This window comes from Ferdinandcohnia jepli, assembly GCF_047246645.1.
Lineage (GTDB): Bacteria > Bacillota > Bacilli > Bacillales > Bacillaceae_L > Ferdinandcohnia.
In genome coordinates this window covers 6,686-24,475 of record NZ_JBFOKR010000033.1, presented here as the reverse complement: position 1 = coordinate 24,475, position 17,790 = coordinate 6,686, and the positions used below count along the sequence as shown (strand labels likewise).

The window sequence follows — 17,790 nt, the reverse complement described above, 5'->3', positions numbered from 1 at the left end:
TCTTAAAAACTTCGATATTTAACCAAATTACATTATTACAGGAATGCTCCTCGTCGCAAGCTCCTGCGGGGTCTCACCTGGTCACGCTTTTCCCGCAGGAGTCTCGTGCCATACGCTCCAATCACTCGGTAAAATCTTTATTTAGCTTAAACTAACCCTGTAATAGTAACAAAGTTAAATTACAGTTTGTATATTTCTAAAAAACCCCATACACGTCTTTAGTTGTATTTTCAAGTGAAAAAAGCATTGATTAATACTTTAATTAATATAATTGTCACGGAATATTCATTATACTATAATGAGTATAAATGGTTTGAAAATTCAAACTGATTTTTTAATTGCTTTGTTGATTTTTTTCCGTCTAATATAGCTCGTTAGACCTATTTAGGACTTTTTACAAATGGTCATTTTGGTCATCGAACTAAAGAAAACGGATTCAATTAGCGAAGCTTAACAACCGAAAAATAAAAAATAAAAGGAGGGTACATTATGGAGTTAGCTAAACCATGGTTAGACAATTATCCTGAGGAAATCCCACACCACATAGAATATGACAACATCCCCATTCAAACTTACTTAAAAAAGACAGCTCAAGAATTTCCTCAAAAGATTGCTATTCATTTTCAGGGAAAGGAACTTACTTTTTCAGAAGTGTATGAGCAATCTTTAAAACTCGCAAACTATATAGTAAAACAGGGATTAGAAAAAGGCGATCGTGTAGCAATCATGCTTCCGAACTGTCCGCAAGGAGTTATTGCTTATTATGGCATTTTATTTGCGGGTGGAATTGTCGTACAAACAAATCCTCTCTACACGGAGAGAGAGCTTGAGTATCATTTAAAAGATTCCGGTTCAAAAATGATTCTTACATTGGATATACTTTTTCCGCGTGTGTCAAAAGTGAAAGCGTTAACACCAACTCTTGAGCAGATTATTATAACTGAGATTAAGGATTACCTACCGTTTCCTAAGAATTTAATTTATCCTTTTATTCAAAAGAAACAGTATGGAATTGTTGTTAAGGTTGAACATGAAGGATCAAACCATTTATTATCTGAGATTATCAAAACCTCAACAACAAAAGAGCTAGAACTGGAAATTGATCCACAAGAAGACTTGGCGTTATTGCAATATACTGGTGGAACTACTGGATTTCCTAAGGGAGTCATGCTAACACATGCAAACTTAGTTGCAAACACATTGATGTGTTCGAAATGGATGTATAAATGCAAAAAAGGCGAAGAGTCAGTATTAGCAATCCTTCCATTTTTTCATGTGTATGGAATGACAACAGTGATGAATCTATCAATCATGATGGCAGCAAAAATGATTTTAATGCCTAAGTTTGATGCTGGAGATACATTAAAAACAATCCATAAATTAAAGCCAACTCTTTTTCCAGGTGCACCAACCATGTATATTGGATTATTAAATCATCCTGATCTTAAAAAATATGATTTATCATCTATCGATTCTTGCATTAGTGGTTCAGCTGCTCTACCTCTAGAAGTTCAAGAACAGTTTGAGAAAATTACTGGTGGAAAACTTGTTGAGGGATATGGATTATCAGAAGCTTCCCCTGTAACACATGCTAATTTACTTTGGGGCAATAGAGTGAACGGTAGTATTGGAATGCCGTGGCCAGATACAGATGCTGTTGTTTTATCAATGGAAACAGGAGAACCGCTACCTGATGGTGAAATTGGAGAAATTGCAGTAAGAGGTCCACAGGTTATGAAAGGCTATTGGAATAAGCCTGAAGAAACAGAAGCTACCCTTCGCGATGGTTGGTTACTTACTGGTGACCTTGGTTACATGGATGAAAAAGGCTATTTTTATGTTGTTGACCGTAAAAAGGATATGATTATTGCCGGTGGTTTCAACATTTATCCTAGAGAGGTTGAAGAAATACTTTTTGAACACGAAAAGGTTCAAGAAGCTGTAGTTGCTGGTATACCAGATCCATATCGTGGAGAAACAGTAAAGGCATATGTGGTTCTAAAGGAAGGTCAACAATGCACAGAAGAGGAACTTGATAAACATTGCAGAAAACACCTGGCAGCTTATAAAGTCCCTAGAGTGTATGAGTTTAAAACAGAGCTTCCAAAAACAATTGTTGGTAAAGTTCTACGTCGTGTATTAGTTGAAGAAGAAAAAGAAAAACTAAGTAAAATAAATTAATAAAGCTGCAATCTGCTCAATCAATAAACATATGTTTTGTGCATTTGTGAAGAGCCATGATGTGAGCCTGTGGCTCTTATATTTATGGTGGAAGATAATCTTGACAGTTGCAAGTAAAACACTTATTATTGAAATATGAATGACTATTCATTCATTTTCTGAAAGGAAGTAGGGTACTTGAAAAACACTAAACCAAAATATATGCAAATTATTGATGCAGCTGTAATTGTTATTGCACAAAATGGATATCATCAAGCCCAGGTTTCAAAGATTGCAAAACAAGCAGGCGTTGCTGACGGTACCATCTATCTTTATTTTAAAAATAAGGAAGATATACTTGTATCGCTGTTCCAAGAAAAGATGGGTCAATTTATTGAAAAAATTGAAGCTGAAATAGCAGGAAAAACAAGCGCGGCAGAGAAGTTATTAACATTAGTGGAAACACATTTTGAGCTTTTAGCTGATAATCATGACTTAGCTATTGTAACTCAGCTTGAATTGAGACAATCCAATAAAGAATTACGTCTTCGTATAAATGAGGTATTGAAGGGATATTTGAGAATGGTTGATTCAATTATCCATTTCGGCAAAGAAACTGGAGAATTCCGTTCAGACTTAGATATTCGTTTATCAAGACATATGATTTTTGGTTCGATTGATGAAACTGTAACCACTTGGGTAATGAATGATCAGAAGTATGAGCTAGCAGCTTTAGCAAAACCAGTCCATCGTCTTTTAATAAAAGGCTGCGGTGCATCACACCTCTAAATTTTTCAGTTTAGAGGTGTATACATATTATTTCGGGAGGTAAGTAGATGGAATTTTTTAAGATAAAAGTAGACGATAATATAGCAACACTCACATTTAATCGTCCTCCTGCAAACGCCTTATCATCTGCGGTTTTGAAAGAGCTTTCAGGCGTCCTAGATGAACTTGAAGTAAATGAAGAGGTAAGAGTTATCATTATTCATGGCGAGGGTAGATTTTTCTCAGCAGGTGCCGACATTAAAGAATTCACAACAGTACCAACAGGTGCAGAGTTCTCTAACCTTGCAAGGTATGGCCAAAACTTATTCGAAAGAATGGAGCGTTTTCCGAAACCGATTATTGCAAGTATCCATGGAGCTGCCTTAGGTGGTGGTTTAGAGCTAGCCATGGGGTGCCACTTCAGATTAGTAAGTGAAAATGCAAAGTTAGGTTTACCCGAGTTACAATTAGGACTTATCCCTGGTTTTGCAGGAACAGCCCGATTGCCAAGATATGTAGGAGTGGCAAGAGCAGCACAAATGCTATGGACTAGTGACCCAATATCAGGTGTTGAAGCTGTCCAGTATGGACTAGCAAATCAAGCATTCCCAGAAGAAACACTACTTGAGGAAACTTATAAAATCGCTAAGAAAATCGCTCGAAAAAGTCCGATTTCTATTAAAGCAACAATTGAGCTACTGAATTCCACAAAAACAGAACAATATGTAGCGACTGTTGATCGTGAAGCTATTTTATTTGGAGAAGTATTCACATCTGAGGACGGTCAAGAAGGAATTAGTGCCTTCATAGAAAAACGACCACCTAGCTTTAAAGGAAAATAATGATATAAAACTAATTTTCTATACTATTAATTTACTAGAAAGTTAGTATTATAAATACTAAAAAATCTTTTACAATGTATGAAACCTAGGAGGGGAATCCATGAACATCTTTGTTATTTTAAAAAGAACATTTGACACAGAAGAAAAAATCGTTGTAAACAATGGTCAAATCAGTGAAGATGGTGCTGAATTTATTATTAACCCTTATGATGAATATGCCGTTGAAGAAGCTATTCAACTGCGTGATGCGAATGGTGGAGAAGTAACTGTAGTAACTGTTGCTGGTACAGATGAAGCTGAAAAAGAGCTTAGAACTGCCTTAGCAATGGGAGCAGACAAAGCAGTGCTAATTAATACAGAAGATGATCTTGAAAATGGAGATCAGTTTAGTACGGCTAAAATCTTAGCTGAGTACTTAAAGGATAAAGAAGTAGATTTAATTTTAGGTGGTAATGTTGCGATTGACGGCGGTTCAGGGCAAGTTGGACCACGTGTAGCGGAATTACTTAATATTCCATATGTAACAACTATTACAAAGCTTGATATAGATGGTACTAACGTAACTGTAGTACGTGACGTTGAAGGTGACTCCGAAGTAATCGAGACTTCACTTCCATTACTTGTTACATGTCAACAAGGCTTAAATGAGCCGCGTTACCCATCATTACCAGGAATCATGAAAGCTAAGAAAAAGCCTTTAGAAGAGCTTGAATTAGATGATCTTGATTTAGAAGAAGACGATGTTGAAGCAAAAACAAAAACAATTGAAATCTATCTTCCACCTAAGAAGGAAGCTGGTAAGGTCTTAGAAGGAGATTTAGCGGATCAAGTAAAAGAACTTGTTTCACTATTGCATACGGAAGCAAAGGTAGTTTGATTTAGTAAATTACTCAACTAATCTGGGGGGTTAAGCATAATGTCAAGAAAAGTGTTAGTACTAGGAGAAGTTCGTGATAATGCGTTACGTAACGTATCATTTGAAGCTATCGCTGCTGGAAAAACAATTGCAGAAGGTGGCGAAGTAGTAGCAGTATTAGTAGGTGAATCAGTTAGTTCATTAGCTAATGAATTAGTAAAATATGGCGCAGATCGCGTAGTTACTGTTGAAGATTCAAAATTAGCATCATATACACCAGATGGTTATTCTCAAGCATTATTAGCTGTTATTGATGCAGAGTCACCAGAAGGACTTGTATTTGGTCATACTGCATTAGGTAAAGATTTGTCTCCTAAAATTGCAGGTAAATTAAACTCCGGTCTTATTTCAGACGTGACTACAATTGAATCCGCAGGTGGAAATATTGTATTTACTCGTCCAATTTACTCTGGTAAAGCATTTGAAAAGAAGATTGTAACAGATGGTCTAATCTTTGCTACTGTACGACCAAATAATATTGCTCCACTTGCAAAGGATGAAGCTCGTACAGGTGATGTTTCTTCTGTATCAGTTGAGATTAAAGATTTACGAACAATCGTTAAGGAAGTTGTTCGTAAAGCAACTGAAGGCGTTGACTTATCTGAGGCTAAAGTTGTTATCGCAGGTGGACGTGGAGTTAAGAGTGCAGATGGTTTTGAACCATTAAAAGAACTTGCGAATGTTCTTGGAGGCGCAATTGGGGCTTCACGTGGTGCATGTGACGCAGATTATTGCGATTATTCACTTCAAATCGGCCAAACTGGTAAGGTTGTAACACCTGACTTGTACATTGCATGTGGTATTTCTGGAGCTATTCAACACTTAGCTGGTATGTCTAACTCCAAAGTAATCGTTGCAATTAATAAGGATCCAGAAGCAAACATTTTTAAAGTAGCTGATTATGGTATCGTTGGTGATTTATTTGAAGTGGTACCAATGTTAACAGAAGAGTTTAAAAAGCTGAAAGTTAACGCATAATATTTCTAAAGCGAGCATAATGCTCGCTTTACTTGTGTCAACAGTTTTCAGGCAAAGTTACTGTTGCAGAAACAAAACTTCCCACATACATATCAATATTTAAAAATGGGAAAGATGACGAATGAAGCAAAACATTCGTAAATTAAATAACGAGATGATATACTTTTCTTAGAATTCAAAGTTGTTATAAATAGGAGGCGTTTTAAAATGGCTATAACAAATGTTACAGACCAAACTTTTAACACAGAAACTAGCGAAGGATTAGTACTAGCAGATTTTTGGGCACCTTGGTGTGGACCTTGTAAAATGATTGCTCCAGTACTTGAAGAGTTAGATTCAGAAATTGGCGATAAAGTTAAAATCGTTAAATTAGATGTTGATGATAACCAAGAAACAGCTGCAAAATATGGTGTTATGAGCATCCCAACTTTACTTGTATTTAAAAACGGTGAAGTTGTTGATAAAGTGGTTGGATATCAACCAAAAGAAGCACTTGCTGACAGACTAGCAAATCACTATTAATAAACACAAAACAGTCTAGAGAATTCTAGGCTGTTTTCTTTTTCTCCCGATTCTCTTCCGAAAGCCCCTAATTGCCTTTTTTTACAGGTTCCTTAATTAAGTAATCATGTTACAATATAGGGTACGGTTAGATATTTATCTTCCTATAAAAAATTATTACTTCAGAAGTTATGATAATAACTAAAGGTGATTTCAACACATAGCACGTACTCCTGCGGAAAGCGAGTGCCAGGAACAGAAATCACCAGATATACGTTCTTTAATTACCATAAATTTTTTAAGAAAAAGTACCCTTACTATAGATGGAGTGGTTAGTATGCATGATCACCTCAAAGAAAAATTAGCGATTCTACCGGATCAGCCTGGCTGTTACCTAATGAAAGACCGTCAAGGAACAGTTATCTATGTAGGTAAAGCTAAGATACTAAAAAACCGAGTCCGTTCTTATTTTACAGGTTCACATGATGGTAAAACACTGCGACTTGTAAACGAGATTGTTGACTTTGAATATATTGTTACCTCTTCAAATATTGAAGCATTGCTTCTTGAAATTAACCTTATTAAGAAATACGATCCTAAGTATAATGTGATGCTTAAGGACGACAAGAGTTATCCTTTTATTAAGGTTACAGCAGAAAAACATCCGCGGTTGATTATTACCCGTAATGTTAAAAAGGACAAGGGTAAGTATTTTGGACCTTATCCAAATGTTCAGGCTGCTAACGAAACTAAAAAATTACTAGATCGAATTTACCCTCTGAGAAAATGTTCAACTTTACCAGATAAGGTTTGTCTGTATTATCATATTGGGCAATGTTTGGCGCCATGTGTTAATGAAGTATCAGATGAAACAAATAAGAAAATGGTTGACGATATCATTCGTTTTTTAAATGGTGGGTATAAAGAAATAAAATCAGAACTAAGTGAAAAGATGTTGAAGGCATCCGAAGATTTAGACTTTGAAAGAGCGAAAGAATATAGAGACCAAATTGCACATATTGAAACAACAATGGAAAAACAAAAGATGACGATGACAGACTTTGTTGATCGTGATGTATTTGGATATTCATATGATAAAGGCTGGATGTGTGTACAGGTATTCTTTATTCGCCAAGGTAAGTTAATTGAAAGAGACGTATCTCTTTTTCCATTTTATAATGAACCGGAAGAGGATTTCCTTACTTATCTAGGCCAGTTTTATTTGAAGAACAGTCATTTTAAGCCAAAGGAAGTTTTACTACCTAGTTCAATAGACAAAGAAATCGTAGAACAATTGTTAGAAGTAACAGTGGTTCAACCAAGTAGAGGTAAGAAAAAGGAACTAATTGAGCTTGCAAATAAAAATGCTAAAATAGCCTTAAATGAGAAGTTCCAGCTTATTGAACGGGACGAAGAGCGTACAATTAAGGCAATTGAAAACCTGGGTGGAAAATTAGGGATATATACGCCACACCGAATTGAAGCCTTTGATAACTCAAATATTCAAGGAACAGATCCTGTCTCTGCAATGGTTGTTTTTACAGACGGTAAACCAGATAAAAAGGAATACCGAAAGTATAAAATTAAATCAGTTCAAGGTCCTGATGATTATGAATCGATGAGAGAGGTTGTCCGTAGAAGATACGGTCGTGCACTCAAAGAGAACCTGGCATTACCAGACTTAATCATTATCGATGGTGGAAAGGGGCATTTGGCTGCAGTAAGAGATATATTAGAAAATGAACTAGGTCTGGATATCCCACTTGCAGGCCTCGCAAAAGATGAAAAACACCGAACCTCAGAATTATTAATTGGTGAGCCACCGGCCATTGTTGAATTACCAAGAAATAGTCAGGAATTTTATTTGCTTCAACGGATACAGGATGAGGTTCATAGATTTGCAATTACCTTCCATCGTCAGGTGCGAGGAAAAAATGCATTTCAGTCTGTACTTGATGATATTCCCGGTGTTGGTGAAAAACGCAAAAAGGCACTATTAAAGCATTTTGGTTCTATAAAAAAGATGAAGGAAGCAAGCATTGAAGACATTCAACAAGCAAATATCCCTCGTCCGACTGCTGAAGCAATTTTTCAAAAGTTACAAGAATAGCATTGCCATTTCAAAAATGTCCTGTTATAATTCATACTAATATAATATTCCACTTCATTACGTTGAAGTGATGATAGAGGTGCGAGCTTTAAGAGTATGTAATACGAGGGGTATGAGCCCTGAAGACTATTACAGAAAGGAGAGATCGCCGAAGTGAAAAAAGACTCATATCTTTTTTTGCTGGTCCTATGTTTAAGAGATATAGGATTGTCAAGATGTTTAATCTTGGAGAGCTATCTCACAATGTGACACGTTATTTTGTACGTATATCACAGCAATGAGAGCTTTCTCTCATTGCTGTTTTTTTATTTTAAAAAAGTAAAACTTCTTTAAATTTACTGCAAACTGCTGTCGCCCAATGAGATACCAAGCTTACTGTTATTACTATTTAGGGAGAAGGTTGAGAAATGGGGATCATTGTCCAAAAATTTGGGGGAACCTCTGTTGGTTCATCAGAAAGAATTATGAATGTTGCAAGCAGGGTTATACAAGAGGTTGATGCTGGAAACCAGGTAGTAGTTGTCGTATCCGCAATGGGGAAGACGACTGACCATTTAGTAACCTTAGCAGCAGAAATTACAAGCACACCAAGTAAACGGGAAATGGATATGTTATTGTCTACTGGTGAACAGGTGTCGATAGCCCTTTTATCCATGGCGCTACAGGCGAGAGGTTATGAATCAGTATCTTTTACAGGCTGGCAAGCAGGTATTGAAACAGAAGCTGTACATAGCAATGCCCGTATTGAAAAAATAGAAGTGTCAAAAGTAAGTAAATGCTTAAGTGAAGGTAAAATTGTAGTAGTTGCGGGTTTTCAAGGAATTAGTAGTTCGGGGGATATAACTACATTAGGCCGTGGTGGTTCAGATACTACTGCTGTAGCGCTTGCAGCAGCACTTAAAGCTGAAAAATGTGATATTTATACAGATGTAACAGGTGTCTTCACAACTGACCCTCGTTATGTTCAAACTGCTCGAAAGCTTAAGGCGATTTCCTATGATGAAATGCTTGAACTTGCAAACTTGGGTGCAGGCGTTCTTCACCCACGTGCAGTAGAATTTGCAAAAAACTTTGAGATGCCGCTTGAAGTTCGTTCAAGCATTGAACTAGAAAATGGGACCATAATTGAGGAGGAAGTTTCGGTGGAAAAGAATTTGATTGTTAGAGGAATAGCTTTTGAAGACCAAGTAACAAGAGTGACAGTGTGCGGACTTCCGAATGAACTACACACGCTATCTACTATTTTCGGAACTCTTGCTAAAAACGGGGTTAACGTAGATATCATTATTCAAAGTACGACTGATGATAACCACACAAATATATCGTTTTCTGTAAAAACACCGGATTTAAATGATGTAATTCAAGTTTTGGAAAACAATAAGAATGTATTACCTTTTGAAGAAATCCAACATGAGTCAGGGTTAGCAAAGGTATCGATTGTCGGTTCTGGTATGGTTTCAAATCCTGGTGTAGCAGCAGACATGTTCCAAGTGTTGGCTTCTGAAAACATTCAAGTGAAAATGGTAAGCACATCTGAAATTAAAGTATCAACTGTTGTGGAACAAGACAATATGGTAAAAGCTGTAGAAGCTCTTCATGAGGCATTTAACCTGTCTGCCGTTGAAGAAGAGAAAGCAAAGGTTCAAGTATAAGTAAGAAAGAAAGTCCAGTTTCCTGTTTATCGGGAACTGGATTTCTCTTGGGGAAACGTTCGGTAAGTGCTTTGAAGAACTCTTTGTAAAGTAATCTCCAGTGGCGAGAATGACGGTAGTACATAAAAAAAGCCCTACATTTTTGTGATGTAGGGTTACTCTTCAGTAAGATCTTTTCGATCCCATTTAACAGTAAAGATTACTTTTTGTGCTCTTTTTTTCTGTTGTTCAAAGCTTTCCGTTAACTGATTACGCTGTTGCTGGATTTGTTGAGCTATGAATCCGGACTCAAGCTGAAATGTACATATATCCTTGTGTTTAAATCGAGTTGAAATCATATCGCCCGATAAATGAAACTCCATTGAGTGTTTGTCGGAACGTTCAACAGTTAACTCTCCCCAACCGGCATCTTGGAAAAATAAAATAATTTCTTCAATCGTTGGTAAGGGGAACTTTCTTGCAAGGTTTTTACCTCCCCAATAGAGGAGTTGTGGTGTTTCTTTACCAAGTAAGTCAGGAAGTAAAATTTCCCGAATAAGTTCATAACCAAATACAGAAACGGTCTGTTCGTTATTTATTTGTTTTTCGTTGATGTTTACATTCTTCACGCCCATTCCCCTCTTTCTCCATTTCTTATTATATAACATCACTGGCAAAGAAACACATGTAATATTTTGTTTCTTTTTGTCAAATGGAAACGGACGAAAAAGTGTGGAACTGGTTGCAATGCAAGACAAAATATTATTTTTTTATTGAACATTTTGTGTACTTGATTCCTTGACGCTCTTACTTTATGGGAGTAAAATGAACTTGTTACATTATACTGATAAAGGAAACTAGAATGAATTTTCGATAAAAGGTAACATTCTGTATGTTTCTGCAAAGGTTTTCATTTTGCTTAGGAAGTACACATTATTCCTTTCTAAGCGCTTAAGTGTAACTACGGCTTTGCTGTCGCTTTATAGGCTAGGCTCGCAGAGTATTCTTTATCAGTCTATTATATTGTCCTTCTACATATTTACGGGGATGAAGGAGACACAAAAGTGCCTTTAAGGTACGGCTTATTACTAAGGGGGGTAAAGCATGGCAGGTAATCGTGAATTTTTAAATCGCAGACTGCATTCGCTATTAGGTGTAATTCCAATTTCAGTATTTTTAATTCAACACTTAGTAGTAAATAGTTTTGCGACTAGGGGAGAAGAGGCATTTAATAATGCAGCTCATTTTATGGAAATGCTTCCGTTTCGTTATTTTTTAGAAATTTTTGTTATTTTTCTACCATTATTGTTTCATGCCATTTATGGGCTTTATATTGCTTTCACTGCAAAAAACAATGTAAGCAATCACAAACATTTCCGTAATTGGATGTTCCTATTACAACGTGTAACAGGTATTTTTACATTAATTTTTATCACATGGCATGTATGGGAAACGCGTATCGCTGCTGCATTTGGTGCAGAAGTTAACTTTCAAATGATGGAGAACATCTTAGCTTCACCAGTAATGCTAATTTTCTATTTAGTAGGTGTAATTTCAGCAATTTTCCATTTTGCTAATGGATTATGGTCTTTCTGTGTAAGCTGGGGTCTAACAATAACTCCACGTTCACAACAAATTTTAACTTATGTAACTATGGGTATTTTTGTAGTCGTATCCATCATTGGAGTACGTGCAATCTTAGCTTTCGTTTAAAAATATTATTTTAAAATGTTAAAAGAATACAATTAGGTTAATTAATGATTCAAATTATATGTAACTGAAAAAATATGACCGTTCAATTTTAAAAGATTAGTAATTTTGGGCGATCTCTTGATTAGGGAGTGAGTTACTTTGAGTAAGGGAAAAATTATTGTAGTCGGTGGTGGACTTGCAGGACTAATGGCTACCATCAAAGCTGCTGAAGAAGGAACACAGGTTGATCTATTTTCACTTGTACCTGTAAAACGATCTCACTCTGTATGTGCTCAAGGTGGGATAAATGGCGCAGTAAATACAAAGGGTGAAGGAGATTCTCCTTTGATCCATTTTGATGATACAGTATATGGCGGAGATTTCTTAGCGAATCAAAAGCCTGTTAAGGCAATGTGTGAGGCCGCACCCGGAATCATTCACTTAATGGACCGTATGGGCGTTATGTTCAATCGTACTCCTGAAGGATTACTTGACTTCCGTCGTTTCGGTGGTACTCAGCATCACCGTACAGCATTTGCTGGTGCAACAACTGGTCAACAATTGCTTTATGCATTAGATGAACAAGTTCGTCGTCATGAGGTATCTGGTCTTGTTACGAAATACGAAGGTTGGGAATTCCTAGGAATTATCCAAGATGACGAAGGAATCTGTCGTGGCGTAGTTGCGCAAGATCTTTATACTATGGAGATTAAATCTTTCCCAGCTGATGCTGTTATCATGGCATCTGGTGGCCCTGGTATTATCTTTGGTAAGACTACAAACTCCATTATCAATACAGGTTCAGCTGCTTCTATCGTGTACCAACAAGGTGCATATTATGCAAATGGTGAGTTCATTCAAATCCACCCAACTGCAATTCCTGGAGACGATAAACTCCGTTTGATGAGTGAATCTGCTCGTGGTGAAGGTGGACGTGTATGGACTTATAAAGATGGTAAGCCATGGTACTTCCTAGAGGAAAAATACCCTGCATACGGTAACCTAGTTCCTCGTGATATAGCAACACGTGAAATCTTTAGTGTATGTGTTGATATGAAACTTGGTATTAACGGCGAAAACATGGTATACCTTGATCTTTCTCATAAAGATCCAAAAGAGCTTGATATCAAGCTTGGTGGAATCATTGAGATTTATGAAAAATTCATGGGTGATGACCCACGTAAAGTTCCAATGAAAATCTTCCCTGCAGTTCACTATTCAATGGGTGGATTATGGGTTGATGATGACCAAATGACAAATATCCCTGGATTATTTGCTGCCGGTGAGTGTGATTACTCTCAACATGGTGCAAACCGTTTAGGTGCTAACTCATTATTATCAGCTATTTATGGCGGTATGGTTGCTGGTCCAAATGCAGTTAAGTATGTGAGTGGTCTTGCAAAAGGAACAGATTCACTTTCTTCTTCTATTTTTGATCAGGCTGTAAAACAAGAACAAGAAAAATGGGATAATGTTATGTCATTAGACGGTACTGAAAATGCATACGTCCTTCATAAAGAACTTGGAGAATGGATGACAGATAACGTTACCGTTGTACGATACAATGACAAGCTGTTAAAAACTGATGAGAAAATTCAAGAACTTCTTGAACGTTATCAAAATATTAACATTAACGATACAGCTAAATGGAGTAACCAAGGTGCAACATTTACTCGTCAATTACAAAACATGTTACAGCTTGCACGTGTAATTACGATTGGTGCCTATAACCGAAATGAGAGCCGTGGTGCACATTATAAGCCAGAATTCCCGGATCGTAATGATGAGGACTTCTTAAAAACAACAATGGCAAAGTTCACAGGCAAAAATACTGCTCCAGCTTTCCATTATGAAGAAGTTGATACATCATTAATCACTCCGCGTAAGCGTGACTATACAAAGAAAAAGGAGGCAAACTAAGATGAGTGAAAAATTAGTAGAATTTCATGTAACTCGTCAAGAAACTCCCGATTCTGAACCATATGTTTTAAAATTCAAGGTTCCTTATCGTCCGAATATGAACGTAATTTCAGCTTTAATGGAATTCCGTCGTAACCCGGTTGATATTAATGGTAATACAGTAGCTCCAATTTCATGGGACATGAACTGTTTAGAAGAAGTTTGTGGCGCTTGTTCAATGATTATTAACGGAAAGCCTCGTCAATCATGCTCTGCGTTAATTGACCAACTTGAACAACCAATCAAGCTTGAACCAATGAGAACTTTCCCGGTAGTACGTGACCTTCAAGTAGACCGTAAGAGAATGTTTGATTCCTTGAAAAAGGTAAAAGCATGGATTCCAATTGATGGAACTTACGATCTTGGTCCTGGACCACGTATGCCTGAAAAGAAACGCCAATGGGCATATGAATTATCAAAATGTATGACATGTGGTGTTTGCTTAGAAGCTTGTCCAAATGTAAACAGCAAATCTGACTTCATTGGACCTGCTCCATTATCACAAGTTCGTTTATTCAATGCTCACCCAACTGGTGAAATGAATAAATCTGAACGTTTAGAAGCAATTATGGGCGACGGTGGCCTTGCAAATTGTGGTAACTCACAAAACTGCGTGCAGTCTTGTCCTAAGGGTATCCCACTTACAACGTCAATTGCAGCATTAAACAGGGACACTACTATCCAAGCTTTTAGAAACTTCTTTGGTAGTGACCAAGTATAAATAAAAGCGCAAGCGCCATGGAAAAAGGAACATCGACTAAAAAGCCGCCACGTCCTGTGGCGAACGTCGATGTCAGCACATCCTCGAAAATGCTATGCATTTTCTTCGTGCGATGTCTATGCTTCCGTAGCCTTCCTTGTCCTGTGCAAGTCCGACAAGCGCTGGCCGACTAAAATCGCCACGTCCTGTGGCAACGTCGGCACTAGCACGTCCTGTGCGTCGAAACCCTGACGAGGAGGCTCGAAAAAAAGCAAAGCTTTTTTCCTGCGAGGTTTATCCTCACGAAGCATTCCTTAGTGTCGCCGCCGCAGGAGGGGTGAAGCGACCTCGAGGGGCTAGGCGCTGGAGCTAGACACTGATAATAGGTAGAAGCTTTTATACTTACTTATCATAGAAAAACAGTAAAACACTCCTTCATACTTTATGGAGGAGTGTTTTTTCGTTATGTTAGAGACCACGATTTCTATAGAATAATAGGAACCACTTTATTATCAGTTGAATAATCTTATGTAAGGGGCTATTGGAATGAAGCATATAACGTACATCACCGATATAAATGCATGGAAGGATTCCTTCGAGTTTTACCACCCAATAAAGGTTCGTTTTTCCGAAACAGATATGTTTGGACACTTAAATAACACTGTACCCTTTGCATATTTTGAAGAAGCTAGAATTGAGTTTTTTAATCATTTAGGCTTTATGCAGAAGTGGACTGAAGAAACAAGTATAACAATACCAGTGGTTGCCAATCAACAATGTGACTATCTGAAACAGGTATTTTTTGGTGAACAACTTAAGCTGTATGTAAAAATAAATCAGCTTGGAAATTCATCAATGGATCTTCACTATATGGCGGAAACACAAAAAGGTTCAATTTGTTTTGTAGGTAGAAGTACGATTGTTCAAATGTCAAAACTAACCGGAAAAGGCGAGCCATGGTCTGACGATATGAAGCAAACCTTAGAATCAAAAGTTAACATACATTGTATGAGTTAATTGGGATGAATATTCCACATCGCTAAAAAATAGACGCTAAAAACTCTACATATCCTCAACATAACAGTCACGGCAACACTCTCCTTCTCATACTATATTGTGACTAAATATATACCCATCCAGTAGTTCAGCTCGAACCTTAGCAAGGAGGGTTACAATACTTGAAGGAGAAAGAGTTTCAACCAAAACCACTACTAACCAAAAGAGAGAGAGAAGTTTTTGAGTTACTAGTTCAAGACAAAACAACGAAAGATATCGCGGGTGAACTATTCATTAGCGAAAAGACGGTTCGTAATCACATATCGAATGCGATGCAGAAGCTGGGAGTAAAGGGGCGTTCTCAGGCAGTTGTAGAGCTCCTTCGTATGGGAGAACTTGAACTTTAAGTATTTTACCGGCATGCTTTACGAAAGTAAGCGTGCCGGTTACTTATTTTTAAAGGTGTTTTTACTGAAGTTTGAAGTTCAGTACTTTTTGTAATACTCCTGTAAGCAACTTGAACTTGCATTTTAAACGGAAAAAGTAGAAAATAAGAGTAATATAGATCCTTAAAATATTGGCTTTTAAATGGGTAAGGTATGAACTGGGTTAGCAAACACAATTACTTCTTAATATAAACAACATGAAACAGTAACTCGTACTAATATCAAACACAATAAACACTGTGATACAGAGAGAATCATTGTAGAAATCAACGAAATATTTTTACTAGGAGAGGATGTAATGACTGTTAAAGAGAGTAATGAAACAAAGGATCACCAAGTAGTTGCAGACATAGAAAAATCATTGCGTTATATTTCAGGTATTATCAAACAAAAAGGTAGAGAAATCCTAAGTAACTTTACAATTACAACCCCACAATTCTTAGCACTCCAATGGCTACTCGAACATGGAGACATGACAATAGGGGAACTTTCGAATAAAATGTTCTTAGCGTGCAGTACAACAACAGACCTTGTTGATCGTATGGAGAAAAATAACCTTGTTATGAGAGTAAAAGACCCTAAAGATCGTCGTGTTGTTAGAATACACCTCCTTGAAGAAGGCGAACGTATCATTGAAGAAGTAATTAAAAAAAGACAAGACTACCTTCACGAAATTATGGAGAACTTCACAGGCGATGAAGTAGTACTACTTGAAAAGAATCTTAAGAAATTACACCAAGAAATGCGAGTAGAATGAGGCGATTGTTTGAAACGACCAATTGGAATTATAGACTCTGGAGTGGGCGGTTTAACCGTTGCTCGTGAAATTATAAGGCAATTACCAAAAGAAGAAATCATATACTTAGGCGATAATGCACGCTGTCCCTATGGGCCAAGACCAAAAGATGAAGTTCGTCAGTTCACATGGGAACTGACGAACTATTTATTGTCTTTTGACATCAAAATGCTTGTTATCGCATGTAACACAGCAACTGCACTGGTGCTCGATGAAATCCAGGCTCAGTTACCAATCCCGGTTATTGGCGTTGTCTATCCTGGTGCCCGCACTGCCCTCAAAGTAACGAAGAACAACTATGTGGGCGTCATTGGTACAGTAAATACAATTGAGAGCGGCGCTTACGAAATTGCTTTAAAAGCGATTAACAACCAAATTACTGTGGAAAGCCTCGCATGTCCACGTTTTGTTCCATTAGTCGAAGCAGGTAAATTCGATGGTGAAGAAGCTGATGGAATTGTCGCTGACTCTTTAGAAGGTCTAAAAGGGAAAGAACTCGACACTTTAATCTTAGGATGCACCCATTACCCATTACTCCGTTCAACAATTCAGCAATATCTAGGAGACGGGATAAAACTGATCGATTCGGGTGCAGAAACTGCTAGAGAAGTTAGTACCGTCCTTTACTATAGTGGCATGCTGAACAAAGGTGCCCGCAAAAAGGACCACCTGTTCCTTACCACAGGTGAAAAAGACATCTTCCAGAAGATTGCCACCAATTGGTTCGAAGAGCCGGTTGAAAATGTAAGGTCTGTGAAGATTTAGGTTTGGTGAAAAAGCTCCTGGTGGGGGGCTTTTTTTGTATTGGGGACATTGTTGGTCAGATTCTCATCTCTATAATAAGAAAAACGTTAATGAGTGGGTAAGAAAGTGTTGAAACGTACCCATTCAAGCAGGAAAGCGAAAATGAGTGGGTAAGGAAAAGCAGAAATGTACCCACTCACAAAGGAAAACAGGCATGAGTGGGTAAGAAAGTGAAGAAACGTACCCACTAACAAAGGAAAACAGGCATGAGTGGGTAAGAAAATGAAGAAACATACCCACTCACAAAGGAAAACAAGCATGAGTGGGTAAGAAAGTAAAGAAACGTACCCACTCAAACAGGAAAACGAATATGAGTGGGTAAGAAAATGAAGAAACATGCCCACTCACAAAGGAAACCAAGCATGAGTGGGTAAGAAAGAGAAGAAACATACCCACTCACAAAGGAAAACAGGCATGAGTGGGTAAGGAAAAGCAGAAATGTACCCACTCACAAAGGAAAACAGGCATGAGTGGGTAAGAAAGTGAAGAAA

The 17,790-nt window shown here is 37.4% G+C and carries 16 protein-coding genes and 1 riboswitch; of the genes, 15 read left to right on the top strand and 1 reads right to left on the bottom strand.

Annotated features, from left to right (window positions below; all coding sequences use genetic code 11):
- Nucleotides 1-489 precede the first annotated feature (489 nt).
- The 8 genes from AB3M96_RS22900 (at nt 490) to AB3M96_RS22865 (ending at nt 9,927) form a co-directional block, all read left to right on the top strand.
- Nucleotides 490-2,181, top strand: coding sequence for an AMP-binding protein (locus AB3M96_RS22900; RefSeq protein ID WP_412969931.1), 1,692 nt, complete (start codon nt 490-492; stop codon nt 2,179-2,181).
- Between the two features lie 177 nt (nt 2,182-2,358).
- Nucleotides 2,359-2,949, top strand: a complete 591-nt coding sequence (gene fadR, locus AB3M96_RS22895; RefSeq protein WP_412969930.1) for a fatty acid metabolism transcriptional regulator FadR — start codon at nt 2,359-2,361, stop codon at nt 2,947-2,949.
- Nucleotides 2,950-2,996: 47 nt separating this feature from the next.
- Nucleotides 2,997-3,770, top strand: a complete 774-nt coding sequence (locus AB3M96_RS22890; RefSeq protein WP_412969929.1) for an enoyl-CoA hydratase — start codon at nt 2,997-2,999, stop codon at nt 3,768-3,770.
- 100 nt (nt 3,771-3,870) lie between these two features.
- A complete protein-coding gene (locus tag AB3M96_RS22885; protein WP_412969928.1) occupies nt 3,871-4,647 on the top strand; it encodes an electron transfer flavoprotein subunit beta/FixA family protein in 777 nt (258 codons plus the stop codon).
- A 39-nt stretch (nt 4,648-4,686) separates the two neighbouring features.
- On the top strand, nt 4,687-5,664 hold the full coding sequence (locus AB3M96_RS22880) for an electron transfer flavoprotein subunit alpha/FixB family protein (RefSeq protein ID WP_412969927.1): 978 nt from the start codon (nt 4,687-4,689) through the stop codon (nt 5,662-5,664).
- Between the two features lie 207 nt (nt 5,665-5,871).
- On the top strand, nt 5,872-6,186 hold the full coding sequence (trxA, locus tag AB3M96_RS22875; RefSeq protein ID WP_412969926.1) for a thioredoxin: 315 nt from the start codon (nt 5,872-5,874) through the stop codon (nt 6,184-6,186).
- A 316-nt stretch (nt 6,187-6,502) separates the two neighbouring features.
- A complete protein-coding gene (gene uvrC / locus AB3M96_RS22870; RefSeq protein WP_412969925.1) occupies nt 6,503-8,275 on the top strand; it encodes an excinuclease ABC subunit UvrC in 1,773 nt (590 codons plus the stop codon).
- A gap of 66 nt (nt 8,276-8,341) precedes the next feature.
- Nucleotides 8,342-8,519: riboswitch (Lysine riboswitch) on the top strand.
- Between the two features lie 163 nt (nt 8,520-8,682).
- On the top strand, nt 8,683-9,927 hold the full coding sequence (locus tag AB3M96_RS22865) for an aspartate kinase (RefSeq protein ID WP_412969924.1): 1,245 nt from the start codon (nt 8,683-8,685) through the stop codon (nt 9,925-9,927).
- 155 nt (nt 9,928-10,082) lie between these two features.
- Here AB3M96_RS22865 and AB3M96_RS22860 read toward each other — a convergent pair whose 3' ends face one another.
- On the bottom strand, nt 10,083-10,541 hold the full coding sequence (locus AB3M96_RS22860) for a YslB family protein (RefSeq protein ID WP_412969923.1): 459 nt from the start codon (nt 10,539-10,541) through the stop codon (nt 10,083-10,085).
- A 469-nt stretch (nt 10,542-11,010) separates the two neighbouring features.
- Between AB3M96_RS22860 and AB3M96_RS22855 the strand changes: the two genes are divergently transcribed.
- The 7 genes from AB3M96_RS22855 (at nt 11,011) to racE (ending at nt 17,260) form a co-directional block, all read left to right on the top strand.
- Entirely contained in the window at nt 11,011-11,619 is a 609-nt protein-coding gene (locus AB3M96_RS22855; RefSeq protein ID WP_412969922.1) for a succinate dehydrogenase cytochrome b558 subunit, read from the top strand.
- A gap of 138 nt (nt 11,620-11,757) precedes the next feature.
- Complete coding sequence (sdhA, locus tag AB3M96_RS22850; RefSeq protein ID WP_412969921.1) at nt 11,758-13,518, top strand: succinate dehydrogenase flavoprotein subunit; 1,761 nt, start codon at nt 11,758-11,760, stop codon at nt 13,516-13,518.
- 1 nt (nt 13,519) lies between these two features.
- Nucleotides 13,520-14,278, top strand: a complete 759-nt coding sequence (gene sdhB, locus AB3M96_RS22845) for a succinate dehydrogenase iron-sulfur subunit (RefSeq protein ID WP_412969920.1) — start codon at nt 13,520-13,522, stop codon at nt 14,276-14,278.
- A 525-nt stretch (nt 14,279-14,803) separates the two neighbouring features.
- Nucleotides 14,804-15,274, top strand: coding sequence for an acyl-CoA thioesterase (locus tag AB3M96_RS22840; protein ID WP_412969919.1), 471 nt, complete (start codon nt 14,804-14,806; stop codon nt 15,272-15,274).
- Nucleotides 15,275-15,435: 161 nt separating this feature from the next.
- A complete protein-coding gene (gene gerE, locus AB3M96_RS22835; RefSeq protein WP_412969918.1) occupies nt 15,436-15,660 on the top strand; it encodes a spore germination transcription factor GerE in 225 nt (74 codons plus the stop codon).
- Between the two features lie 337 nt (nt 15,661-15,997).
- Complete coding sequence (locus AB3M96_RS22830; RefSeq protein ID WP_412969917.1) at nt 15,998-16,456, top strand: MarR family winged helix-turn-helix transcriptional regulator; 459 nt, start codon at nt 15,998-16,000, stop codon at nt 16,454-16,456.
- 9 nt (nt 16,457-16,465) lie between these two features.
- Nucleotides 16,466-17,260 carry a glutamate racemase gene (gene racE, locus AB3M96_RS22825; RefSeq protein ID WP_412969916.1) on the top strand — a complete coding sequence of 265 codons (795 nt, stop codon included), beginning with the start codon at nt 16,466-16,468 and terminating at the stop codon, nt 17,258-17,260.
- Nucleotides 17,261-17,790 lie beyond the last annotated feature (530 nt).